The sequence below is a fragment of the Candidatus Accumulibacter necessarius genome, from assembly GCF_036625085.1.
This window is the reverse complement of record NZ_JAZKUM010000006.1, coordinates 20,905-42,971: the sequence shown is the minus strand read 5'-3', so window position 1 is coordinate 42,971 and position 22,067 is coordinate 20,905. Positions and strand designations below refer to the sequence as shown.

Below are 22,067 nucleotides of genomic sequence, written 5' to 3'. Positions count from 1 at the left end.
TCCGGCTATCACTTTCCGCAGGCAGGCACCCATGCCATCACCTCGGCGGCCAATGGCGCATCGCCAGATGCCTCTACGGGAGGATCAAATTTTATACGGATAGAATGGGAACTGGCGGATTGCCAAACGTCGCAGTCGCGGAGATAATCAGGCGCCCGGGCAGGCTGCCGTTGACCGGCACCGGTCATCCAGGATGGATGAATTCCGTGAAGAGGAAACGCCAGATTTCGATCGCCCGCGCGGCCTTCACCGGCCTTGTCGTTGCCAACCGCAGGAAGAACGAGGATCGCGACCGTGAGGACTATCGCCGGAGTAACGACAACCAGGCGCGCGGCCATGCGCTGGACGACATGGGCTACCTGAAGCGCGGGTGCGTCAGCGCAGTGCGCTGTCACCTCGAACGCGACCACGGTGCTGTCCGCGTCCTGGACCTGCGTCACCCCACCCTCCACGACCGGATGCTGACCGGCCAGGGACGGGTGTATTTCGAACAGGGCGGCAAGCGGGATCTCGCCTACACGTCCACCTGCGACTTCGACCGCCGCGGTTGCATCCGCGATGGCCATTACAGCGACCGGAGCAGTTGGTGACCCCGAGCGGGCGACGACGCGGGGGGTCGAGATCGGCGGGTGTCCGGGCCGTTGCGCTCGTCAGCCTCTGGCTGATCGGCTGCGCCTCCCAGCCCGCTTCCCAGCCCGTCTCCCAGCCCGTCTCCCGGCCAGCCGGGCCAAGACCCGCAGCCGAATCGGCAGCGGCCCCGCGCGCCGACAGCCGTTTTGCCCCGGCCGAGGCGGCGATTGCGGCGAAGCACGGCAGCGATTACTCAGGATTCAACCTGCTCGAACGCAGCGACCGCGCCTTGCTCTGGCGGCTGACGCTGATCGACTCGGCAAAGCACAGCATCGACCTGCAGTATTACGTGTGGTTCGGCGACACACTGGGCCGGCTGATGATGGACCGCGTCATCAAGTCTGCCGACCGCGGCGTCAAGGTGCGCATCCTGTTTGACGACCTGAACACGATGCTGCACGACATGACCCATGTCGAGATGCGCGACGAACTTCTCGCACGTATTGATCGGCACCCGAACATCCAGATCCGCGTCTTCAACCCGTGGGACGATCGCTCGCTATTCGGCCGCGGGGTCGGCATGGCCAGTGATTTCAAGCGCCTGAACCGGCGCATGCACAACAAGCAGATGGTGGTCGACAACCGGGTGGCGATCATCGGTGGGCGCAATCTCGGCGACGAGTATTTCGGCCTCAATCCCGAATTCAACTTTCACGATCTCGACGTTCTCGGCGTCGGACCGGTGGCCAGGCAGGCCAGCCAGGTCTTCGACCGCTACTGGAACAGCGACTGGGTGCGCGCCATTCCGAGGCTGGCACCCGGGGCCGACATCCCGCCCGAGAGCGAATTGAGCACCGCGTCGATCCGGACCGTGATGGCCAACCCCAGCCTGATGAGCATCGACGCCGGCCGCAGCGACTGGACGGCGGAGATCGACGGCCTGCCGGGCATGCTGGCTGCCGGCCGCAGCGAGGTGCATACCGACTCCCCGGTGCGCGACGCCGGGACTAGTAACCACATGCCGAACGCCATTCACCACCTGATGCATTCGGCGAAAAGCGAACTTCTGATCACCAACGCCTACATCATCCCCGACGCCAGTTTCATGGCTGACCTGCGGGAACTGGCCGGGCGCGGCGTCACGGTGAGAATCCTGACCAATTCTCTTGCCTCGCATGACGTGCCGGCGGTCAACAGCCACTTCGAGCAATGGCGTGAGCCCATCCTCGAAACCGGCGCCGAGCTCTACGAGCTGCGCCCGGATGCGGCGATCCGTGGCGAGCTGGCGGATATCGCGCCGCTGCGCGCCGAATTCGTCGGCCTGCACACCAAGGCGATGGTGATCGATCGCCGGCGCGCCTTCGTCGGCTCGATGAACCTCGACCCGCGCTCCCAGATCCTGAACTCCGAGATGGGGGTCCTCATCGACAGCCCGCTGCTGGCCGAAAAACTGGCTGAACGCATGCTGCGCGACATGGCAGGTGACAACAGCTGGCAGGTGATCCGCGCCGACGACGGCACGCTGCGCTGGCGCAGCAGCGCCGGCGAACTGACGTCGCAGCCGGCCCGCAGCTTGTCCCAACGTATGCAGAACGTCCTCTTCAAGGCCTTTCCGGTCGATCTCTACTGACTGCTCCCGCCATGATCCGCCGTCCAACTTCCTCGCTGGCCACGCTGCTCTTGGCCGCGCTGCTTGCCGGTTGCGCCGGTGTTCCCCCGCTGCCGCCCCCGGATGCCGATCCCGGCGGCCGCTACACACCCCTGACGACGCCCATCACCGCTCTCGGTGATACGCAGGAGCATCAATCGACCGGTTTCCCGATGCACGATAACGACAGCGCCGTCGACGCCTACGTCGAGGTCGCGCAGCGCCCGCCCGAGCAGGCGCTGTTCGGCCGCCGGCTGATGGAGTGGGCGCTGCACAGCCATCCCGACGAGCCCTTTCTGCATCTTGGCGACGTCCTCGACCTGTCGTGCCGCAGCGAGGCCGAGCGGATGAGCCGCATCTTCGTTGAAGCGCGGCGTCCGGGTGCCATCCTGCCGGGCAACCACGACGGCCTGATGTTCGGCATCTACGCCTACAGCACGCTGGGGGCCTACCTGGCGGAGTCCTCGAGGAGCAATGCCGTGCGCTGGAACCGGGCATGCCGGCGCGGCGCGGAGGTCGACGACGGCAGCTTCAGGTCCGACAGTGAAGCCTTCACCAAGCGTGATTTCATCGCGCGCTACATTGCCGAGCACCACGATGTCGCTCCGCCCAAGCCCGGCCTCGAGCCCCCGCCGCCCATCGGCAGCCACACCATAAGCTGGCGCGACCCGAATCCCGAGAGCTTCCTTTCCGGTGTCGAGGCCGAGCTGTTCGACGGTCCATCGCACGCCGAATCCTTCCTCGCGCAGCGCCTCAAACTGCCGCGTGCTCCCGGCGCCACGCGCGATACGATCATCATCGGCCTCGATACCAACCAGGCCGGGCCGTTGGTAGACGCCTGGGACGCGCTGCTGGGACGCAGCCCCGGCGACCGTGGCCACGTCCATTCCGACCAGGTCGAGGCGGTCAGCAAATGGGTGGATGAGGCCGTTGCCCGTGGCGATGTCGTGGTCTTCGCCGGCCATCACAACTGGCGCTCGCTCAGCCTGAGCTCGCGCGCGAGCCTGCGCCAGCTCATGCAGCGGGTCGAGCACCCGCTGGTGTATCTCTCGGCGCACACGCACACCGGCTTCTGGGCAGCCCATCGGGCGCTCGCCAGCCGGCCGATCCTGGAGCTCAACGTCAGCTCGCTGTCCGACTGGCCGCTGGCCTATCGCCGCATCAGCTTTGCCTATGACGAGTCTGCGCGGCGTCTCCAGGTGCGCGGCGAGTTGCTGCCGAGGGGCGCCCAGCCGACGCTGAGCGACGCCGATTTGCTCGCCGCCTGGGATGCCCAGACCTGCGCCAGATCAGTCGTGCCGGTCTCGCGCATGGAAGCCGAAGACCTGGCGGTGGTCAAGCTGCAGCGCGATTCGCGCGGCAGCCTGCTCGAATGGCTGGTGTCGTGGCTGGAACCGATCTGCGCCACCTGCGAAGCTCCACTGTATCGGCACGCGCTCACCTATCAGGACGAGCTCCTGCGTGTTCTGCTGGAAGTCGACCAGGACCTCGGCGGCGACGCCCGTCCTCTGCGGCGGCTGAAACTGCCGCGCTGGTGTGGCAGCCAGGATTTCGCGGCCTGTGCCAAGGGACTGATGGCCGAGCAGCCGGACGACTTCAAGTCGAGCACCGATCTTTTCCGGCGCAAGGCGGCGCTGGTCGCGTTGATGAACGAACACCTCGACGACCTGACGGCGCCCGAAGCCAAGGCCTACATGACCTGTCGCGCCGTGCAGGCGGCCAAGATCGACTTCGACCTGATCGACAACGAGCACAAGACCCACCGCAACGAGGCCCAGCGCCGCAGCGACCGCTTCTTCCTGATCGAGGCCAGCGTGGGAATGGAATGAACCGGTGCCCGTTACGTCCAACGTTAGGCGGCGAAGTTCAATAGTGGTAGCGCAACTGAGCAAGAAGCAATGCATCACCCTCAACTCGATACACCATGCGGTGTTCGTCAGTAATCCTTCTTGACCAGAACCCAGACAACGCATGTTTCAGTGGCTCAGGCTTGCCAAGTCCAGAAAACGGTTCGCGTTTAACTTCCTGGATCAACTTATTGATCCGCTCAACCATCTTGCGATCATTCTTCTGCCAGTACAAATAGTCGTCCCATGCCTCGTCTGAAAAGATCCACTTCACAGGGGCAACTCCCGCTCAATGCCTTGTCCCGAGGTAAGCTGCGCAACGGATGAGAGAAGACGCTTTGCGTTTGCAGGACTTCGCAGAAGGAATGCCGTCTCTTCAAGTGCGTTGTAGTCCTCAAGGGACAGCATCACAACCGATTGGTCGCCATTGCGAGTAATAATTAGCGGCTCATGATCATCACAAACACGATCCATTGTCTTAGCCAAGTTCGCGCGAGCAGCGCTGTAAGTGATAGCGTCCATCAGATTGTTCCTTTGTACATGTACGCGCTATTGTACAATAACACCCAATTGCTCTGCAAGTGTGACGCCGCGCCGCCTAACGAACAGGGATTGATCGTGCGAAGCCCCGATCTCTCCCGTTTGTTGGATGAGCCCTTCCTGATGCCCGTTCGGCTGAACGGCTGCCTTTCAAGAGACTGAGCGACTGCAACGGGTCGGTTGCCGACGGCAAACAACGAAAGCTCAGCGGCCGTGTAGGGCCTGGAGCGGTCATGGCAATGGTCAAGAAGTGACCGCGTCGAACGGCGGCCAAGTCCTACCGAAGCAGATCGTCATCGACGCAAGCGGTCAGACTCCTCATCGGCCAATACCTTCGTTTGCTCAATGCGAGCGTAACGACGGGTCCTGGCCCGCAAGCAACCGGCCATGAGAGCTTGCATGGCGCTCGCCTCGACGGCGCCTGCCGCTGGCGTTCAAATCGGAGGACGCGCGGGCCTCAGCGCTCGTAGGATTCGATGCGCGCGGCCGCGCTCAGCGGCATCAGGAACGCGGTCGGATCAAGCAGTACTTTCTCGCGCACCGCCGCCAGCGTAATCTGGCCGCCGTAGCTCACCGATGACTGCAGGTGGCCGCTGATGCGCTGCAGGACCACAGTCCAATGGAGACACCTGATGGAAACCACGGTTGGCGCCGACAATTTCAGGGTCAGGTGCCTGAAGCTTCTCGACGCCGTCCCTTCCTGTCGCCGACCTGCAGTCGGCCGATGCCGTCGCCAAAGTCGCAGTTGCCCTTGAACTCGACTACACGAGCCTGATGCGTCGGCTGACCCTCCAGGTCAACGCTGGCCTTGGGAAAAGTCGCCACGGCTTGCTGATGGCCAGTACCTGGGTTGATGGCTGATCAGGGCTGATTGCCCGAAGTCATCCGTTCGATTCCAGGTGGACGGGGCGGAAAGTTTGTTGCCGCTTCCGCTGCCGGCGAACCTGCTGGCGCACGAGTCAGACCGGTGGCATGCTCAAAGGGAGGTCGCCTGCCCGCAGAGCTCAGGGTCTCTGGCGATCCGGCGCAAGCACGGCACGTGCGAACCCGGGACCGCTCATGATGGTAAGATATTGCGCCGCACAAGCTGCAGCGGGCAAGTGGCCGAACGCCGGGGAGGAGTCCCTGCGGCGCGGGATCGGCAGCTGGACAGGAAGGCTATGACCGAACAACAGGCAGACAAGGGTTCCATTCAGGTCATCGAGCGGATGATGTCGCTACTCGAGGTGCTGGCGGACATGCCGGAGCCGGCGAGTCTCAAGCTGCTGGCGCAGAGCACCGGTTTGCATCCATCCACCGCGCATCGCATCCTGGCAGCAATGACGAGTGCCGCGATCGTCGAGCGGCAGGATGCCGGGAGCTACATGCTGGGTATTCGGCTGCTCGAACTCGGCAATATCGTCAAGTCGCGGATCAACATCCGTCAGGTCGCCTTGCCTCATATGCAGCAGTTGCACGAACTGGTGGGCGAAGCGGTGAACCTCGGTATTCGCCACGAAGACGAGATCATCTACGTCGAGCGGACCTCAAGCGGTCGTTCGCTGGTGCGCGTCGTTTACCTGGTTGGTGGGCGGGCGCCGCTGCATCTGACCTCGGTAGGCAAGCTGTTTCTGGCGGATGACGGGCTGGCCGATGTCCGTGCCTATGCCAGGCGTACCGGTCTGCCGGGCAAGACCCCGCATTCGCTGACCCGGCTGGACGCGCTGGAAAAGGAGCTCGACAGGATTCGCCGGCATGAATTTGCCTGCGATAACGAGGAAGCCGAGATCGGTTTGCGCTGTCTCGCCGCACCGATTCGCAACGACGAAGGGCAACTGGTCGCCGGGCTGTCGGTTTCCGCGCCCGCCGATCGCCACAATCCCGACTGGGTGACGCCGATCAAGGCGACGGCCAGCGAGATCTCGCTGGCCCTGGGCTATCGCAGGCCTGTGCGCAGGTGATTGCAGCCTTTGGTCAACGCAAGGGCGGCAAGCGCCGTTAATGACTACTGCAAGACGCCAAGCGGAGATGCCTGGTGATTGCGAATCCCAATCTCACCAGGAGGAACTCCATGCACAAGCTGATTACCCTGTTGCTCGCTCTGCTGATGGTCGCTGTCAATGCCTTTGCTGCAGTCAATGTGAATACGGCCAACGAGGAGGAACTGCAGATGCTTACCGGTATTGGCCCGGCAAAGGCCAAGGCGATCGTCGACTACCGGACGAAGAACGGTTCCTTCAAGTCGGTGGACGACTTGACCAAGGTTCCCGGGATTGGTCCGGCCGTGCTCGGCAAGATGAAGGGCGACGTGACGCTGACCGGCGCGACGACGCCGAAGGCGGCCGCTCAGACCGGGGCGCCGGCTACCAGGGCGGCAACGCCGCCAGCCAGCGAAGCGGCGAAGCCGACCGTGCCAGCCACTCCGGCGGCAGCACCAGCGCCGGCCGCGGCGAAGCCGGTTGCTGCGGCCGCCACTCCGGCGACGCCTGCGGTGCCTGCGGCGGCAGGTGCTGCCAAAGCCGCAGCGCCAGCCGCCGCCAGCACGCCGGCACCAGTACCCGCCAAGCCGGCTGCGGCGACACCTCCGGGCGCCCCCGCGGCGGCGGCCACGCCAGCCGGCAAGGCTGAGCCCGCCAAGTCAGCACCGGCGAAGAGTACGGCCGACGAGAAGAAGGCGGCCAAGCAGGCAAAGAAGGACGCCGAAAAGCAGGCGGCGGCAAGCAAGGCTGAGGCCAGCGCCGCCAAGAAGTAGTTTCGCTTGCTGGTCCGGCACGTGGCAGCCACCAACCCCGCTCCGGCGGGGTTGGTCGTTCACCCGGGGCGGATCAGGTTCGAGTGCAGGTCGCGGCGGTTTGCCGCCATCATTGGCACGATGCTTGATACACTCCTGCCCTGCGTCAAGAAGCCGATCCCATGCACCCCCTGCCATCGCTGTTGCCCTTCCTGTTTGTTTTCCTCTGGAGCACCGGTTTCATCGGCGCCAAGTTCGGGCTGCCGTACGCCGAACCTCTGACCTTCCTGCTCGCCCGCTACGTTCTGGTGCTCACCCTGATGACGAGCTTCGCCCTGGCGACGCGTGCGCCATGGCCGAGCGATCGGCGTCAGGCTTTCCATATCGGTGTTTCCGGCCTGCTGGTGCACGCGCTGTATCTGGGCGGGGTGTTCATGGCCATCAAACAGGGTCTGCCGGCTGGGGTGACGGCTCTGATCGTCGGCATGCAGCCGCTGTTGACGGCGTGTGGCGCCGGCTTCCTGCTCGGCGAGAAGGTGTCGCCACGGCAATGGCTAGGGCTGGTGCTCGGTTTTGCCGGCGTCTCGCTGGTGGTCGCCAACAAGCTCGGCGACCTGCCTCTGGCGGCGATGCTGCTGCCTGCATTCGCGGCGCTGCTTGGCATCACCCTGGGCACGCTGTACCAGAAGCGATTTTGCCCGCACTTCGACCTGCGAAGTGGTTCGGTGATCCAGTTCCTGCCGACGGCGGTCGTCACCGCTGTGGTTGCCTGGAACACCGAGAGCATGACCATCGACTGGACGCCGGAGTTCGTCTTTGCGCTGCTCTGGCTGGTGCTGGTGCTCTCCTTCGGTGCCATCAGTCTGCTCAACGTGCTGATCCGCAGCGGCAGTGCGGTCAATGTTGCCAGCCTGTTCTACCTGACGCCGCCGAGCACGGCCGTGATCGCCTGGCTGGTTTTTGGCGAAACACTTGGTGGGCTGGCGTTGGCCGGCATGGTGCTGGCGGTGGGTGGCGTCTATCTGGCGCGGGCGCGGACGTGATGGACGATGCCGCCAAGCCGCTGCTGCGCATTCTCGGTATCGACCCCGGCCTGCGCATTACCGGCTTCGGTCTGATCGAAAAGGCGGGCAACCGGCTGACCTACGTCGCCAGCGGCTGCATCCGGACCGACGTCAGGGATTCGCTTCCTAGCCGTCTGGGAACGATCTACGCCGGCCTGCGCGAACTGGTGGCCAGGCACCAGCCGGATCAGGCGGCGGTCGAGATCATCTTTGTCAACGTCAATCCACAGTCGACACTGTTGCTTGGCCAGGCGCGTGGCGCGGCGATCACGGCGCTGGTGGCGAGCGGGCTTGGGGTCTCCGAGTACACCGCTCTGCAGGTCAAGCAGGCGGTGGTGGGCAACGGCCACGCCGACAAGGTGCAGGTGCAGCACATGGTCCGTCGCCTGTTATCCTTGTCGGCAGATCCCAGGCCCGACGCCGCCGATGCGTTGGCCTGTGCGATCGCGCACGCGCACGGCGGGCAGGGGTTCGGTAGCCTGGCGAGTGGCGGCCTGCACGTGCGCAATGGCCGACTGATTGTCGGCAAGGCTGCGGCAAAGTGAGGGAGAACAACCAATGATCAGCCGGCTGACTGGAATCCTGCTGGAAAAGAACCCACCGCAGGTAGTGGTTGACGTGCAGGGCGTCGGTTATGAGCTCGACGTGCCGATGAGCACTTTCTATAACCTGCCAGCAAACGGCGAGAAGCTCAGTTTGCTGACCCACTTTGTCGTGCGCGAGGACGGACACTTTCTATACGGGTTCGCCAGCGAAGCCGAGCGCTTTGCCTTTCGCCAGTTGCTGAAGATCTCTGGCGTTGGTGCGCGCCTGGCTCTGTCGGTTCTTTCCGGACTGTCGGTGGGCGATCTGGCGCAGGTGGTGGCGCGGCAGGAGGTGGGTCGGCTGACCAAGGTGCCGGGGATTGGCACCAAGACCGCCGAACGCCTGCTGCTGGAGCTCAAGGGGAAACTCGCCGACGCCCTGCCGAGCAGTGTCGTGTCGCCTGCCGGGGCGCACAGTGACATCCTCAATGCGCTGCTGGCGCTGGGTTACAATGACCGCGAAGCGGGCGCGGCGATGAAGCAGTTGCCGGCCGACAGCACCACCTCCGACGGCATTCGTCAGGCGCTCAAGCTGTTGTCAAGGGTCTGAATCGACAATGAATCCGGGTCACAAACAACTCATCCAGATCGCGCTCGTCGCGCTCCTGCTGGTCGGCTGTATTGCCGTGCTGTTGCCGTTTACCGGTACCCTGCTTTTCGCCATAGTTATCTGTGTCACGACGCTGCCGATCCGCAATCGCCTTCTCCGGATCTGCCGCGGGCGCAGCAATCTGGCGGCGTTGCTGGTGTCGATCCTGCTGCTGTTGCTGCTTGTCGCACCAGTTGCTCTGCTCTCGGGTTCGATTGCCGACGGCGTAGAACTCGCGATCCGTTATCTGAAACCCCTGATGGAAAATGGCCTTCCCGCTGAGCCGCCGGCCTGGCTGGCGAGATTGCCGATCGTCGGTCGCGATGCCAGCACCTATTGGCACGAACTGGTCGCGAGCCGGGAGGAGATGAACAACCTGCTTCATCAGTTCGTTGACCCAACCCGCAAGCTCGCGCTGGCCACCGCCGCGCTGCTGGCGCAGGGCCTGCTGCAACTCGTGCTGGTCATTTTTTTCGTCTTCTTCATTTTTCGCGACGCACATCTCTATGCTGACGCCCTGCACATCGGCAGCCGGACGCTGGCCGGTGACCTGGGCGAGCGCATGCTGGCGCTGGTCGAAGGCACCGTCACCGGGGTCATGGTCGGCATTGTTGGTACTGCCGCGGCGCAGTCGGTCGTGGCGATGATCGGTTTCCTCATCGCTGGCGTACCGGGCGTCGTCATTCTGACGGTGGCGACTTTCTTCCTGTCCATGGTGCCGGTGGTCGGTGCAACCCTGATCTGGCTGGGGGCTGCCGTCTGGCTGTACAGCGAGGGACAGACCGGCTGGGCCGTGTTCATGGTGCTCTGGGGAATGTTCGGGATCAGCAGCGTGGACAACTTCATCAAGCCGATTCTGATTTCACGAACATCCAGCCTGCCGCTGCTGTTGATTGTCGTCGGCGTCTTTGGCGGCGTGCTGGTCTTCGGTTTCATCGGCCTCTTCTTGGGGCCGACCCTGCTGGCGCTAGGGCAGGTCTTGATCGGCGAATGGCTGGCGCACGCCGATGCGCAAGTGCCCGCCGCGGAGGAGCACCGGCCGCGATGATCGAGACCGACGACCTCGGCAGTGTTCCGGTCGACCGGCTGATCTCGGCCGAATCGAAATCCACCCAGGAAGACGCGATCGAGCGCGCCCTGCGGCCCCGACGCCTGGCAGATTACGTTGGCCAGGCGAAGATCCGCGAGCAGTTGACGATTTTCATCGAGGCGGCCAGGAGGCGCAGCGACACGCTCGATCATGTTCTCCTGTTCGGTCCGCCAGGCCTTGGCAAGACCACGTTGGCGCATATCATCGCCGCCGAGATGGGCGTCAACCTGCGCTCGACTTCAGGCCCGGTGCTCGAGCGCGCCGGTGACCTGGCCGCAATTCTGACCAATCTCGAACCGCGCGACGTGCTGTTCATCGATGAAATCCATCGCCTGTCACCCGTCGTCGAAGAGATCCTCTATCCGGCACTGGAAGACTTTCAGATCGACATCATGATCGGCGAAGGTCCCGCGGCGCGCTCGGTCAAGCTCGATCTGCCGCCGTTCACGCTGGTCGGCGCGACCACCCGTGCCGGCATGCTGACCAACCCGCTGCGTGATCGTTTCGGGATCGTTTCCCGACTCGAGTTCTACACGCCCGAGGAACTGACGCTGATCGTCACGCGCTCGTCGCAGTTGCTCAAGGTGCCTGCCGACGCGGGCGGGGCGCTGGAGATCGCCCGGCGTTCGCGTGGCACACCACGCATCGCCAACCGCCTGCTGCGTCGTGTGCGCGATTTCGCCGAGGTCCGGGCCAGCGGGCACATCACGCAGGAAGTCGCCGATCTGGCCCTGCTGATGCTCGACGTCGATCACGGTGGGCTCGACGTCATGGACCGCAAGCTGCTGTCCGCGGTCATCGACAAGTTCGGCGGCGGCCCGGTCGGCGTCGATAACCTCGCCGCTGCCATTGGCGAGGCGCGCGATACCATCGAGGACGTGCTCGAACCGTATCTGATCCAGCAGGGCTTTCTACAGCGGACGCCGCGCGGCCGGGTGGCGACGGCGGCGGTGTACCGTCACCTCGGTCTCGACGCCCTGCTCGGCGAACCCCAGGGTGAGCTCTGGCGGGCGCCCTGACAAGTTCCCTCTGGTCACAAATACTTACATTCGCGACAAGGATGCTGCCTTAAAATCGGCGCCGGCCATGAGACACCAGCAGAAATCCAACGCGTTCACCATCCCCGTTCGCATTTACTACGAAGACACTGATGCCGGTGGCGTCGTCTACTATGCGAATTATCTGAAGTTCTTCGAGCGTTGCCGTACCGAATGGCTGCGTGAGATCGGCCATCAGCAGGCGGACCTGCTGCGCGATCCGGGCATCGCCTTCGTCGTTCGCAGCGTCAGTGTCGAGTACCTGAAGCCGGCGCGGCTTGACGATCAACTGGTCGTCGGCCTTGAAGTGGAGAGGATCAGTCGCGCGCAGATCTTCTTCCGGCAGCACATCCGGCGCGCCGATGAAACGGTGGCGGGCGGCTGGCAGGAACTGGTCCGAGGCGCCATCCACATCGTTTGTGTAAACTCCGCGCTGATGAAAACGACTTCGATCCCCGCAATTCTGCGTACCAAACTGGAAACACTGCAATGAATGTCTCGCAAGACCTCTCGATCCTGCACCTGATCCTCAACGCCAGCGCCGTGGTTCAGGCAGTGATGCTGCTGCTGGCCGGCGTCTCGTTCATGTCCTGGTATTACATTTTTCGCAAGTGGTTCACGGTCAAGGCGGCGCGCGCACAAACCGAACAGTTCGAGCGGGACTTCTGGAGCGGTGGCGACCTCAACAGCCTCTACCAGAGCGCGATCAATGACCGCCACAGTACTGGCAGCATGGAACGTATCTTCGAAGCCGGCTTTCGGGAATTCACCAAATTGCGCAGCCAGAAAAACCTCGACCCGAAAGACGTGATCGACGGCTCGCGTCGCGCCATGCGTGCGACCTATCAGCGCGAGATGGACAGCATCGACTCGCACCTCGCCTTTCTCGCTTCGGTTGGTTCGGTGAGTCCTTATGTCGGCCTGTTCGGAACGGTCTGGGGGATCATGCATTCCTTCCGCGGCCTTGCCAATGTCGGCCAGGCGACACTCGCTGCGGTTGCCCCGGGTATTGCCGAAGCGTTGGTGGCGACGGCCATCGGCCTGTTTGCGGCCATTCCGGCGGTGGTCGCCTACAACCGCTTCGCGCACGAGATCGACCGTCTCTCCTCGCGCTTCGAGTCCTTCATGGAAGAGTTCTCGAACATCCTGCAACGGCAGATGAGGTAAGGCCATGCGTCCGCGCCGTCTGAAAAACGAAATCAACGTCGTTCCCTATATCGACGTCATGCTCGTGCTGCTGGTCATCTTCATGGTGACGGCGCCGATGATGACCACTGCCAGCATCGACGTGCCGTCGGTCGGCAAGGCTGCGCAGCCGCCGGTCGAAGCGCTGCAGGTAATCGTCCGCGCTGACCGGACGCTGGCGCTGCTGGCTCCCGGCAAGCCCGAGCGCCCGCTGAGCCGGAGTGAACTCTCCGAGGAGATTGTTGCTGCGCAGCGGAAGAATCCCGAGCAGGCGGTGGTCATTGCCGGTGACAAGAACGTCAAGTATCAGGCGGTGCTCGAAGTCATGGACGACCTTCAGCAAAAGCAGGTCAAACGGATCGGCCTTCTCGTACAGCCGACAGGCAAGTGAGTTCCTGATCTGTGGAAGCTGTCGAAACCCTCCCGCGGCCGCCGAACGACGACCCGGCAAAATGGCCATCGCTGGTGCTTTCGGCGGCCGTCCACTTGCTCCTGATCGGCGCACTGTTCCTGGGCGTGCAATGGAAGAGCAAACCGCCGTCGGCAGTTGAGGTCGAGGTCTGGCGCGCGGCACCGGCGCCCAAGGTCGTCAGTCAGCCGGAGCCAGCGCCGGAGCCGAAGCCCGAAACAAGGCCTGCGCCGAAACCGGAGCCCAAGCCTGAACCCAAGCCTGAACCCAAGCCTGAACCCAAGCCTGAACCCAAGCCTGAACCCAAGCCCGTGGCGAAAGCAGTCGCGAAGCCAGACCCGAAACCCGAGCCCAAGCCGCCAATCAAGCCGGACATCCCCCTGAAAGAAGACAAGAAGCTCAAGGAGCCAGCGAAGAAGGAGGAGCCCAAGACGAAAGAGGCACCTCGAAAGGAAGACCCGAAGGCGAAAGAGCAACCCAGGAAGGAAGAGCCAATACCGAAGGATCCGCCCAGGAAGGAAGAGCCAAAGGCGAAAGAGCCAAAGACGAAAGAACCGAAGCCGGAGCCTGAGCGGCGCCCGAGTTTTGACGATGAGCTGAAGCGGGATCAGAAGCAATTGCAGCAGCAGAAGGCAGCTCAGGAGCAACTTGCCCGTGCTGATGCCGAGGCTCGCCAGCTCAGGCAGTTGGCGGCCGAGCAGGCGGGGGCGGAACGGAAGCGCGGGCTCGCCGAATACGTTGACAAAGTGCGCGGCAAGATCCGTGGCAACATTTCGCTGCCGCCCGGCATCCAAGGTAATCCGCAAGCCGAGTTCGAGGTCACGCAGCTTCCCACGGGGGAGGTCCTCGACGTCAAGCTGCGCCGTTCGAGCGGCAACCCGGCGCTCGATGCTGCCGTCGAGCGTGCAATTCGCAAGTCGTCGCCCTTGCCCAAGCCAGCAACCCCGGATCTCTTTGAGCGCGTTCTCAAGATTCCGTACAAGCCGCGCGACGACTAGGCGAACGAGCCGGCACCCATACCGACGACTGCCGCTCATTGACTTGAACGCTCATCAATTCGACATCTTTCTCGATTCGCACGAGGTCACCCTGGCCAACGAGGTGGTCGCGGCCTTGTGTGCACACGACAGCGAGCGAACGGCGCAGAGCATTGCTCGACTGCGGGCTGAAGCGCCCGAGCGGCCTGATTTGCCGGTCTTCGATAGCCTCCACGCCTTCCTTGAACTGACTCGGGAGATCCATACGGCGGGGCTCGATGCCGATGCGCTGGAACTGACCGTTGAAGTTCTCCATACCCGGATGGTTCCTGCGGCGGGTATTCTCGGCAGCGCGGCCAAAGGATTTCTTGAATTCATCTGGCTGCAACTGGCCCGCGCGGCAACACATCCGTTCGACCGCGAGCGACCCCACCTGCATGCTGCCGACCTGTTTTTGCGCGCGCAAGCCTACGACGCCGCGGAGGCCGCCGCAATCGGCATTGCCGGAGCTGACACTGATCGCGCCGTGTTGCGCTGGCGGGCGATCGCCCGCTATCGTCGGGCTGGTCTGAAGGCTGCACGAGGACAGATTTTTGCGTTTGCCTGGTACGCACCCGACGCCTTTCCCGATCTGCTGCGGGAACTCGGCGACTCGCAACTTGACAAGGATTCGCTTGCCTTCAAGGCAGACGTTGAGGATCACGGCAGCGCGTGGCTGCCAGCCTGGTACCTGCTGCGGCACCCGGAAGCGAGCGCTGAAATGGGCAGCGAGCCTGCAGCGGGACTGCCACAGGCGATCGAGAGCAGGCCGGCGCGGCAGGCATTTTCTCTCCTGACCCGTATTCTTGACCTCGAAAAGCAGGGCCACAGTCGGACCCTGATCGAATATCGGGCGCGACTGAAGGCCACTGATGCCAGCTTCTTCGCCATTTATATGCGGTCGCGAGAGGTTCAGCATCGATAGGCACACCTTCGCCGCGATTGCCGCTGATCGGTCACCGTTCGCAAGATAACGTTTGGTTACAAATCAGGAGCATTTGGAGGCGATATAATCGCGAATTCTGTATTGGACTACGCCATGCTTGGAATCGGACTCAAACTGCATCGTCTCGTCCTGCTTGCCGTCAGCGTGATCGCCTTGCTGCAGACGCCGGCATATGCTCAGCTGACCATCGAAATCACCGGCGCCGGCGCCAATCGCATTCCGGTGGCAATCGCCGATTTCGGTGGTGATCCTGGCTCGGCACGCACGGTGACCTCGGTGATACGCGCTGACCTGGAACGTAGTGGTCTGTTCAAGATGATTGACCCCGGCGGTCAGGTGGTGACCGACGCTTCAAGCCCGGTTTTCACAGACTGGAAGAACCGGGGTGCTGACGCGCTGGCGGGCGGCAGTATCGGCGCCAGTGGCGATGGTCGCCAGGAGGCACGCTTCCGTCTTTACGACGTCAACAAGCAAGCCTCGCTTGGCGGCTCGGCTTTTGTGACCTCTAATGCAATGTTGCGCGCTGCCGGCCATCGTATTGCCGACATGATTTACGAAAAGCTGACCGGTGAGCCCGGCATCTTCTCGACCCGCGTCGCCTATGTGGTCAGGGCAAGCGCCTCGCGTTACGAGTTGCACATCTCCGACGCTGATGGCCAGAATGCCCAGGTGGCGCTGATCTCCAAGGAACCCATCATCTCGCCTTCCTGGTCGCCTGATGGTGGCCGTCTGGCCTACGTTTCCTTCGAAAACAAGAAGCCGGTGGTCTATGTGCACTCGTTGTCCTCCGGGAAGCGGGTTGTCGTAGCCAACTTCAAGGGCTCCAACTCGGCACCCGCGTGGTCGCCTGATGGCCGCAAGCTGGCCGTGGTCCTGAGCAAGGACGGCGGTTCGCAGATCTTCACCGTCAACACCGACGGCTCCGGCGCGCAGCGACTGACAACTGCCAACGCCATCAATACCGAGCCCAACTTTTCGCCCGACGGGCAGTTCGTCTACTTCACGTCAGATCGTGGTGGCAGTCCGCAGATCTATCGCATCGGGGTTGGTGGTGGCGATGCCCAGAGGGTGAGCTTCGAGGGCAGCTACAATGTCACTCCGCGCCTTTCACCCGACGGCAAGTCGATGGCCTTCATCAGCCGCCGGGATGGCAGCTTCCGGCTTTCCGTGATGGACCTTGCCAGCCGCCAGGTGCAGGTGCTGACCGATTCGCACAAGGATGAATCACCGACTTTTTCACCGAACGGCCGGATGATCCTGATCGCCACCGAGATGGGTGGCCGCGGCGTGCTCTCCGCCGTTTCGATTGATGGTCGTATCAAGCAGCGTCTTTCCATTGCGGCGGGTGATGTTCGCGAACCGGCATGGGGTCCCTTCAACCGATAACAAGGCATTTTGATTCCGAATCTTCCGCAGGAGAAATTCATGAAACAACTTATCATCCCGGCTGCTCTGGCACTTCTGGTGGCCGCCTGCAGTTCTACTCCAGACAGCACCGACCAGACCGGCGCTCCCGTCGAGACACGCGGCGGTGGGCCGGCGGTGGCGACTGTGACGACTGGCGGAGTAGAAAGCGGTAGGCTTCCGGCCGTGCTCACCGACCCGAAGAGCATCCTGTCCAAGCGCAGCGTGTATTTCGACTATGACAGCTACGAAGTGAAGTCCGAGTACAAGGACCTGGTGACGGCTCATGCCAAGTTTCTGGCCGAAAACCGCCAGTTCAAGATGCTGATCCAGGGCAACACCGACGAGCGCGGCAGTCGCGAGTACAACCTGGCGCTCGGTCAGAAGCGTGCCGACGCGATCAGAAAGATGTTGAGTTTGCTTGGTGTTGCTGAGGGTCAGCTCGAGTCGGTCAGTCTGGGCGAAGAGAAGCCGAAGAATGAGGGTCACAACGAAAGTGCCTGGGCCGAGAATCGTCGCGGTGACATGCTCTACAGCGGTGAGTTCTAGGATGCGGGAGCTGTCGATGCTCCGGTTGCCGGGCTCGGCGCGTCTTTTGCCGATTGTTTTGCTGTTCGCATTGCTCGGCGTACGAGACGCGCAAGCCGGGCTCTTTGATGATGAGGAAGCCCGGCGTCAGATCAAGGACTTGTCCATCAAGGCCAACGAACGCCTCGACATTGTTGCCAAGGGACAGATCGAACTCGCCAATCAGATTCAGGCGCTGCGCGACGAGAACTCGCGTCTGCGTGGTCAGGTCGAAACACTGAGCTATGAGCTCGAGGCAGCCAAGAAGCGACAGCAGGATTTCTACGTCGACCTCGACGGCCGCCTGCGCAAGCTCGAACCACAGCCTGCGGCAAGCGCTGAACCAAAGCCAGCCGATGAGAGCAAGCCACCGGCGGTCGAGCCGGCAAGAAAGGCCGCGAGCGATCCGGCGGCTGAAGCGCGCCAGTACGAAGCGGCGCTCAATCTTTTCCGGGCCAACAAGCTCAAGGAAGCGGCAGCGGCATTCGATGCCTTTGCCAAGGCACATCCGGATAGCAGCTTGACGCCGAGCGCGTACTATTGGCTGGGTAACGCCCATTACTCACTGCGTGACTGCAAGAAGGCGATCGAAGCGCATCGCGTAGTGGCCAACAAGTGGCCGGCCAATGCCAAAGCGCCGGATGCGCTGCTGAACATGGCCACTTGTCAGCAGGAACTTGCCGACGCCAAGGGCGCAAAGAGTACGCTCGAAGCGCTGGTTGCGAAGTACCCGGACAGCAGCGCCGCCGCGACCGCCAGGCAGCGCCTGAAAAAGTAGCCTGGTGAAGGCATCGGTCGGACCGCTTTCGCTGAAGATCAGTGAAATTTTCCTGTCCCTGCAGGGTGAAAGCTCACGTGCCGGATTGCCGACCGTTTTCGTGCGCCTGGTTGGCTGCCCTCTCCGCTGCGTCTGGTGCGACACGACCTACGCCTTCAGCGGCGGGCAGACGATGGCGCTGCCCGAAATTCTCGCCGCGGTGGCGTGTCATGAGGTGCCCTACGTCTGTGTGACCGGTGGCGAGCCGCTCGCCCAGGCGGCGTGCCTGCCACTCTTGGGTCAGCTGAGTGATGCGGGCTATGCCGTGTCCCTAGAAACCTCGGGCGCCCTCGACATAGGCGGTGTTGATGCACGAGTGTCGCGCATCGTTGACCTCAAAGCGCCCGGCTCCGGCGAGTGCGAGCGGAATCGCTGGCAAAACCTGGCGCTGTTGACTGCCAGGGATGAACTCAAGTTGGTGCTCACGGACCGCGCTGACTACGAGTGGGCGCGCCAGCTGATTGTTGACCGACAGCTCGCCAGGATCTGCCCGGTGCTTCTGTCGTCAGTCGAGGGGGACCTGCCGGCAGCGACACTCGCCGAGTGGATACTCGCCGACCGCCTGCCGGTACGTTTTCAGCTGCAGATCCACAAAGTGCTGTGGGGCAGGCTGCGGGGCAGGTAAGTGCCGTCACGGGGGCGATGGACGAGCGCCTCGCTGGTCCCTTGCCGCCCATGCCAGACCCAGGCGCCATGTCGTTTGCCCGGCTCCGCGACTCGGCGCAGTCCGTGCGTCTCCATCTTCAGATTCCGCCGCGTTCGGAAATCCTGACGTTTCTGGAAAAAAGGGCCGGGCGTGGACACGATATCAATGGATGGGCGAACCACTGACGCCAGAAAGCGGTATATTCGCCACCCCATGAGCGGGCAACTTTCACCTGGTAAGCAGCGGGCTGTCGTTCTCCTGTCCGGAGGGCTTGATTCGGCCACCACGTTGGCGATTGCGCGCGAGCGTGGTTTCGCATGTTATTGCCTGTCGATCGACTACGGCCAGCGGCATCGTGTCGAACTGGACGCGGCTGCGGCCGTTGCCCGAGCGTTCGGGGCCAGTGAACATCGGGTGCTACGCCTTGGGCTCGACGAGTTTGGCGGCTCGGCGCTGACCGACACGTCTATTGCGGTTCCCGTTGACGGCGTGCAGCCCGGAGTTCCGGTGACTTATGTGCCGGCGCGCAATACCGTCATGCTGTCGCTGGCTCTGGCATGGGCCGAGGTTTTGGCTAGCCACGACATATTTGTTGGCGTCAATTCGGTCGACTATTCCGGCTATCCGGACTGCCGGCCGGAGTACATTGCGGCCTTCGAAAGGATGGCCAATCTGGCTACCAGGGCCGCCGTTGAAGGCGCGCTGCTGCGCATTCATGCGCCGCTGATCGATCTTGCCAAGGCACAGATCATACAGCGCGGCAATGCACTCGGCGTGGACTATGGACTCACGGTTTCGTGTTACCAGGCGGACGAGGACGGGCGCGCCTGCGGGGTTTGTGACTCCTGCCGCCTGCGGCGAGCCGGTTTTGCCGCAGCCGGGGTGGCTGACCCGACGCGCTACGCCGCCTGCATGATCGCTTAAGGGCTTGTATGGCACCGCTTGATTCAACGAACAGCGTTCTGTGGTTCGCTTTTGCCCTCGGGCTCGTTTTCGGCGCTGTGGCCAGCCGCACGCGCTTCTGCACCATGGGCGCCATCGGCGATATCGTCAACATCGGCGACTGGAGTCGCATGCGCATGTGGCTCCTGGCGATCGCGGTGGCCATTCTGGGTACCTCGGCATTGCATGCCGGAGGCCAGATCGATCTCGGCAAGTCGATCTACCGTACGCCTACCTTCACCTGGTTATCGTACCTCGTCGGCGGCGTCAGCTTCGGTTTCGGCATGGTCCTGGCTTCGGGCTGTGGCGCCAGAACGCTGGTTCGAATCGGCGCCGGCAGTGTCAAGGCTCTGGTGGTGTTCATCGTGCTCGGTCTCGTGGCCTATATGTCGATGCGTGGCGTGCTCGGCGTCTTTCGGGTGAAGGTGCTCGAGCCCGTTTCTCTGCACCTTGCTGGCGGCCAGGATCTGCCGGCGCTGCTGGCCGCCGTCGGGGTAGCACCGGCTGTGGCCTTACCACTTTGCGCGCTGCTGATCGGCGGCGGCCTGCTGCTGTTCGCTTGCCGGCGGCACGATGGACTGACCCTTGACGGCCTCCTCGGCGGCATCATCATCGGTCTCGTTGTCGTCGCCGGCTGGTACGTCAGCGGGCACCTCGGCTATGTTGCCGAGGATCCGGATACCTTGCAGGAAGCGTTCATCGCGACCAACAGCGGCCGTATGGAGTCGTTGAGCTTCGTCGCGCCGCAGGCCTACACGCTGGAACTGCTGATGCTGTGGTCAGACAGCAGCCGGAGGCTGACTTTTGCGATCGCGAGTGGGCTCGGCGTCGTCGTCGGCAGCCTGGGCCATGCGCTCGCCAGTGGCAGCTTCCGCTGGGAGGGGTTTCGCGATCTCGAGGATACGGCCAACCATCTTGCCGGCGCGGCGCTGATGGGCTTTGGCGGCGTGGTCGCCATGGGCTGTACGATTGGCCAGGGCATCACCGGTGTGTCGACGCTGGCTGTGGGCTCCTTTCTGGCACTCTCCGCAATCATCGCCGGCGCGATGCTGGCGCTCAAGTATCAGTACTGGCGGGCTGAGCGGGCGAGCTGAGAGCGATCCTTCGGCGAGACTGTTCGCCACTATCGACGTTTGCGCTGGCGACGCGAAGGGGGCGCGCGATCAGGACCTTGTCCACCCGATTCCGATCCATATCGACCACTTCAATACGCAAGTCGCCGAGCCCAAAGTGATCCGAGGGCAGAGGGATACGGCCGAGTACGTACATGACAAAGCCGCCCAGGGTATTGAAGGCATTCTCGTCTTCTCCCGGCAGGTCGCCCGGGATCTCGAGAGCTGTCTTCAGACGTTCGATGGTCACGCTGCCATCAACCAGCCACGAGCCGTCTTCGCGAACAACAATATCGTTCTCCTCCGGGGTATCGGAACTTGGCAGATCGCCGACGATCGATGTCAGCACATCGGTGAGCGTCACCAGACCCTGCAATCCACCATACTCATCGACCATCAGCGCGCACTGTTGGCGTGCTCGCCGGAAAGTCTCAAGTAACTGTGTCGTCGTCACGCTGGCTGGTACATAAAGGGCTGGGCGCACAAACGCCTCGATCGTCAGCGGTTCGCCGAGAAGCGCTCCCTTCAGGAGATCGCCGGTGCGCAGAACGCCGACGATCTGTTCCAGTCCATCGCGGCAAATCACGATGCGCTTGTACGGACTGTCGGCGAGACGCCGGCGGATCTCGTCCTGGCTGTCGTTCAGGTCGATCAGGTAGATGTCCTTGCGGTGGGTCATGATGGCACTGATACGCTGCTCGTCAAGGCGCAGCACGTTGGAAACGATCGCCTGCTCACTCGCATGAAAGATACCGGCTTCGGCACCCTGGCCCATCAGGACCTTGATTTCGTCATCAGTGACCGATGATTCCTGCTTCCGGCGGGCACCAAGCAGGCCCAGCAGCAGGCTGGACGACGACGAGAGCAGCCATACCAGGGGGCGAGCCAGTCGCGCGAGCAGGTTCATCGGCCGTGCTATCAGCGAAGCGACGCGTTCGGGCGCCAGCAGCCCGAGGCGCTTGGGGACCAGCTCACCAATCACGACCGAGAAATAGGTCACGATGATGACGACCAGCGTCATCGCGATACCGCTGGCGTAAGGCGCCAGCGACGGATACGTGCTCAGCCATCGGGCCATCGGCGTTGCCAGTGTCGCCTCGCCGATGGCGCCACTGAGGATGCCCACCGTTGTGATGCCGACCTGCACAGTGGAAAGGAAGGTTGCGGGCTCGTGGTGAAGCGCCAGCGCCGAGCGGGCACCGACGCTGCCGTCGTCAGCCAGCTTTTTCAGGCGTGACTGTCGCGAAGAAACAACAGCGATTTCAGACATCGCCAGGACGCCGTTGAGGAGAATCAGAAAGAGCAGTAGAGCAATGTCCATCGGTAGGTTCCAGGTCTGCAAGT

General features: G+C 63.0%; 25 protein-coding genes. 21 read left to right on the top strand and 4 right to left on the bottom strand.

Going from position 1 to position 22,067, the window contains the following annotated elements:
* The first annotated feature begins 206 nt into the window (after positions 1 to 206).
* Genes V5B44_RS16585 through V5B44_RS16575 form a run of 3 tightly spaced genes read left to right on the top strand, consistent with a single transcriptional unit; the run spans position 207 to position 4,047 of the window.
* Complete coding sequence (locus V5B44_RS16585) at positions 207 to 590, top strand: hypothetical protein (protein WP_332360115.1); 384 nt, start codon at positions 207 to 209, stop codon at positions 588 to 590.
* On the top strand, positions 587 to 2,200 hold the full coding sequence (locus V5B44_RS16580; protein ID WP_332360114.1) for a phospholipase D-like domain-containing protein: 1,614 nt from the start codon (positions 587 to 589) through the stop codon (positions 2,198 to 2,200). Before V5B44_RS16585 ends, V5B44_RS16580 begins: the two co-directional genes overlap by 4 nt.
* A gap of 11 nt (positions 2,201 to 2,211) precedes the next feature.
* On the top strand, positions 2,212 to 4,047 hold the full coding sequence (locus V5B44_RS16575) for a hypothetical protein (RefSeq protein WP_332360113.1): 1,836 nt from the start codon (positions 2,212 to 2,214) through the stop codon (positions 4,045 to 4,047).
* Between the two features lie 37 nt (positions 4,048 to 4,084).
* Here the strand turns inward: V5B44_RS16575 and V5B44_RS16570 are convergent, their stop codons facing one another.
* The 3 genes from V5B44_RS16570 to V5B44_RS16560 all read right to left on the bottom strand — a co-directional run bounded on the left by V5B44_RS16570 (position 4,085) and on the right by V5B44_RS16560 (position 5,430).
* Complete coding sequence (locus V5B44_RS16570) at positions 4,085 to 4,339, bottom strand: Txe/YoeB family addiction module toxin (RefSeq protein ID WP_291912991.1); 255 nt, start codon at positions 4,337 to 4,339, stop codon at positions 4,085 to 4,087.
* Positions 4,336 to 4,587: a type II toxin-antitoxin system Phd/YefM family antitoxin gene (locus V5B44_RS16565; protein ID WP_332360112.1), complete on the bottom strand. Its 252-nt coding sequence runs from the start codon at positions 4,585 to 4,587 to the stop codon at positions 4,336 to 4,338. Before V5B44_RS16565 ends, V5B44_RS16570 begins: the two co-directional genes overlap by 4 nt.
* Before the next feature lie 684 nt (positions 4,588 to 5,271).
* Positions 5,272 to 5,430 (bottom strand): hypothetical protein, encoded by a 159-nt coding sequence (locus tag V5B44_RS16560; RefSeq protein ID WP_332360111.1) that lies wholly within the window; start codon positions 5,428 to 5,430, stop codon positions 5,272 to 5,274.
* 335 nt (positions 5,431 to 5,765) lie between these two features.
* On the opposite strand from V5B44_RS16560, the gene V5B44_RS16555 reads away from it, so the two are divergent.
* The 18 genes from V5B44_RS16555 (at position 5,766) to V5B44_RS16470 (ending at position 20,705) form a co-directional block, all read left to right on the top strand.
* On the top strand, positions 5,766 to 6,545 hold the full coding sequence (locus V5B44_RS16555; RefSeq protein ID WP_332360110.1) for an IclR family transcriptional regulator: 780 nt from the start codon (positions 5,766 to 5,768) through the stop codon (positions 6,543 to 6,545).
* A gap of 110 nt (positions 6,546 to 6,655) precedes the next feature.
* A complete protein-coding gene (locus V5B44_RS16550) occupies positions 6,656 to 7,336 on the top strand; it encodes a ComEA family DNA-binding protein (protein ID WP_332360109.1) in 681 nt (226 codons plus the stop codon).
* A gap of 161 nt (positions 7,337 to 7,497) precedes the next feature.
* Positions 7,498 to 8,358 carry a DMT family transporter gene (locus V5B44_RS16545; protein WP_332360108.1) on the top strand — a complete coding sequence of 287 codons (861 nt, stop codon included), beginning with the start codon at positions 7,498 to 7,500 and terminating at the stop codon, positions 8,356 to 8,358.
* Entirely contained in the window at positions 8,358 to 8,924 is a 567-nt protein-coding gene (gene ruvC / locus V5B44_RS16540; RefSeq protein ID WP_332360107.1) for a crossover junction endodeoxyribonuclease RuvC, read from the top strand. Before V5B44_RS16545 ends, ruvC begins: the two co-directional genes overlap by 1 nt.
* Before the next feature lie 13 nt (positions 8,925 to 8,937).
* Positions 8,938 to 9,513, top strand: coding sequence for a Holliday junction branch migration protein RuvA (gene ruvA, locus V5B44_RS16535; RefSeq protein ID WP_332360106.1), 576 nt, complete (start codon positions 8,938 to 8,940; stop codon positions 9,511 to 9,513).
* Positions 9,514 to 9,520: 7 nt separating this feature from the next.
* A complete protein-coding gene (locus V5B44_RS16530; RefSeq protein ID WP_332360104.1) occupies positions 9,521 to 10,600 on the top strand; it encodes an AI-2E family transporter in 1,080 nt (359 codons plus the stop codon).
* Positions 10,597 to 11,661 (top strand): Holliday junction branch migration DNA helicase RuvB, encoded by a 1,065-nt coding sequence (gene ruvB, locus V5B44_RS16525; RefSeq protein ID WP_332360103.1) that lies wholly within the window; start codon positions 10,597 to 10,599, stop codon positions 11,659 to 11,661. The genes V5B44_RS16530 and ruvB overlap by 4 nt, the downstream gene beginning before the upstream one ends.
* Before the next feature lie 67 nt (positions 11,662 to 11,728).
* The gene (ybgC, locus tag V5B44_RS16520) at positions 11,729 to 12,172 is read left to right on the top strand and encodes a tol-pal system-associated acyl-CoA thioesterase (protein ID WP_332360101.1); all 444 of its coding nucleotides are present in this window, start codon (positions 11,729 to 11,731) and stop codon (positions 12,170 to 12,172) included.
* Positions 12,169 to 12,846, top strand: a complete 678-nt coding sequence (gene tolQ / locus V5B44_RS16515; RefSeq protein ID WP_287635194.1) for a protein TolQ — start codon at positions 12,169 to 12,171, stop codon at positions 12,844 to 12,846. The genes ybgC and tolQ overlap by 4 nt, the downstream gene beginning before the upstream one ends.
* Before the next feature lie 4 nt (positions 12,847 to 12,850).
* The gene (tolR, locus tag V5B44_RS16510) at positions 12,851 to 13,255 is read left to right on the top strand and encodes a protein TolR (RefSeq protein ID WP_332360100.1); all 405 of its coding nucleotides are present in this window, start codon (positions 12,851 to 12,853) and stop codon (positions 13,253 to 13,255) included.
* 11 nt (positions 13,256 to 13,266) lie between these two features.
* Complete coding sequence (gene tolA, locus V5B44_RS16505) at positions 13,267 to 14,271, top strand: cell envelope integrity protein TolA (RefSeq protein WP_332360099.1); 1,005 nt, start codon at positions 13,267 to 13,269, stop codon at positions 14,269 to 14,271.
* Between the two features lie 43 nt (positions 14,272 to 14,314).
* Positions 14,315 to 15,214: a hypothetical protein gene (locus tag V5B44_RS16500; RefSeq protein WP_332360098.1), complete on the top strand. Its 900-nt coding sequence runs from the start codon at positions 14,315 to 14,317 to the stop codon at positions 15,212 to 15,214.
* Positions 15,215 to 15,328: 114 nt separating this feature from the next.
* Positions 15,329 to 16,621, top strand: a complete 1,293-nt coding sequence (gene tolB, locus V5B44_RS16495) for a Tol-Pal system beta propeller repeat protein TolB (protein ID WP_332360097.1) — start codon at positions 15,329 to 15,331, stop codon at positions 16,619 to 16,621.
* A gap of 39 nt (positions 16,622 to 16,660) precedes the next feature.
* Positions 16,661 to 17,188, top strand: a complete 528-nt coding sequence (gene pal, locus V5B44_RS16490) for a peptidoglycan-associated lipoprotein Pal (protein WP_332360096.1) — start codon at positions 16,661 to 16,663, stop codon at positions 17,186 to 17,188.
* Positions 17,189 to 17,204: 16 nt separating this feature from the next.
* Positions 17,205 to 17,984, top strand: coding sequence for a tol-pal system protein YbgF (gene ybgF, locus V5B44_RS16485; RefSeq protein ID WP_332360095.1), 780 nt, complete (start codon positions 17,205 to 17,207; stop codon positions 17,982 to 17,984).
* A 4-nt stretch (positions 17,985 to 17,988) separates the two neighbouring features.
* Positions 17,989 to 18,648 carry a 7-carboxy-7-deazaguanine synthase QueE gene (gene queE, locus V5B44_RS16480; protein WP_332360094.1) on the top strand — a complete coding sequence of 220 codons (660 nt, stop codon included), beginning with the start codon at positions 17,989 to 17,991 and terminating at the stop codon, positions 18,646 to 18,648.
* A gap of 234 nt (positions 18,649 to 18,882) precedes the next feature.
* Complete coding sequence (gene queC / locus V5B44_RS16475) at positions 18,883 to 19,593, top strand: 7-cyano-7-deazaguanine synthase QueC (protein WP_332360093.1); 711 nt, start codon at positions 18,883 to 18,885, stop codon at positions 19,591 to 19,593.
* 8 nt (positions 19,594 to 19,601) lie between these two features.
* A complete protein-coding gene (locus V5B44_RS16470; RefSeq protein WP_332360092.1) occupies positions 19,602 to 20,705 on the top strand; it encodes a YeeE/YedE family protein in 1,104 nt (367 codons plus the stop codon).
* Here the strand turns inward: V5B44_RS16470 and V5B44_RS16465 are convergent.
* Positions 20,668 to 22,044, bottom strand: coding sequence for a hemolysin family protein (locus tag V5B44_RS16465; RefSeq protein ID WP_332360091.1), 1,377 nt, complete (start codon positions 22,042 to 22,044; stop codon positions 20,668 to 20,670). The genes V5B44_RS16470 and V5B44_RS16465 overlap by 38 nt on opposite strands.
* Positions 22,045 to 22,067: the final 23 nt, after the last annotated feature.

What these genes read in the sequence shown, in the direction of transcription:
- V5B44_RS16575 (WP_332360113.1), top strand. Translation starts at nt 2,212, where the DNA reads ATGATCCGCCGTCCAACTTCCTCGCTGGCCACGCTGCTCTTGGCCGCG.
- V5B44_RS16565 (WP_332360112.1), bottom strand. Translation starts at nt 4,587, where the DNA reads ATGGACGCTATCACTTACAGCGCTGCTCGCGCGAACTTGGCTAAGACA.
- V5B44_RS16555 (WP_332360110.1), top strand. Translation starts at nt 5,766, where the DNA reads ATGACCGAACAACAGGCAGACAAGGGTTCCATTCAGGTCATCGAGCGG.
- V5B44_RS16550 (WP_332360109.1), top strand. Translation starts at nt 6,656, where the DNA reads ATGCACAAGCTGATTACCCTGTTGCTCGCTCTGCTGATGGTCGCTGTC.
- V5B44_RS16545 (WP_332360108.1), top strand. Translation starts at nt 7,498, where the DNA reads ATGCACCCCCTGCCATCGCTGTTGCCCTTCCTGTTTGTTTTCCTCTGG.
- ruvC (WP_332360107.1), top strand. Translation starts at nt 8,358, where the DNA reads ATGGACGATGCCGCCAAGCCGCTGCTGCGCATTCTCGGTATCGACCCC.
- ruvA (WP_332360106.1), top strand. Translation starts at nt 8,938, where the DNA reads ATGATCAGCCGGCTGACTGGAATCCTGCTGGAAAAGAACCCACCGCAG.
- V5B44_RS16530 (WP_332360104.1), top strand. Translation starts at nt 9,521, where the DNA reads ATGAATCCGGGTCACAAACAACTCATCCAGATCGCGCTCGTCGCGCTC.
- ruvB (WP_332360103.1), top strand. Translation starts at nt 10,597, where the DNA reads ATGATCGAGACCGACGACCTCGGCAGTGTTCCGGTCGACCGGCTGATC.
- ybgC (WP_332360101.1), top strand. Translation starts at nt 11,729, where the DNA reads ATGAGACACCAGCAGAAATCCAACGCGTTCACCATCCCCGTTCGCATT.
- tolQ (WP_287635194.1), top strand. Translation starts at nt 12,169, where the DNA reads ATGAATGTCTCGCAAGACCTCTCGATCCTGCACCTGATCCTCAACGCC.
- tolR (WP_332360100.1), top strand. Translation starts at nt 12,851, where the DNA reads ATGCGTCCGCGCCGTCTGAAAAACGAAATCAACGTCGTTCCCTATATC.
- tolB (WP_332360097.1), top strand. Translation starts at nt 15,329, where the DNA reads ATGCTTGGAATCGGACTCAAACTGCATCGTCTCGTCCTGCTTGCCGTC.
- pal (WP_332360096.1), top strand. Translation starts at nt 16,661, where the DNA reads ATGAAACAACTTATCATCCCGGCTGCTCTGGCACTTCTGGTGGCCGCC.
- ybgF (WP_332360095.1), top strand. Translation starts at nt 17,205, where the DNA reads ATGCTCCGGTTGCCGGGCTCGGCGCGTCTTTTGCCGATTGTTTTGCTG.
- queC (WP_332360093.1), top strand. Translation starts at nt 18,883, where the DNA reads ATGAGCGGGCAACTTTCACCTGGTAAGCAGCGGGCTGTCGTTCTCCTG.
- V5B44_RS16470 (WP_332360092.1), top strand. Translation starts at nt 19,602, where the DNA reads ATGGCACCGCTTGATTCAACGAACAGCGTTCTGTGGTTCGCTTTTGCC.
- V5B44_RS16465 (WP_332360091.1), bottom strand. Translation starts at nt 22,044, where the DNA reads ATGGACATTGCTCTACTGCTCTTTCTGATTCTCCTCAACGGCGTCCTG.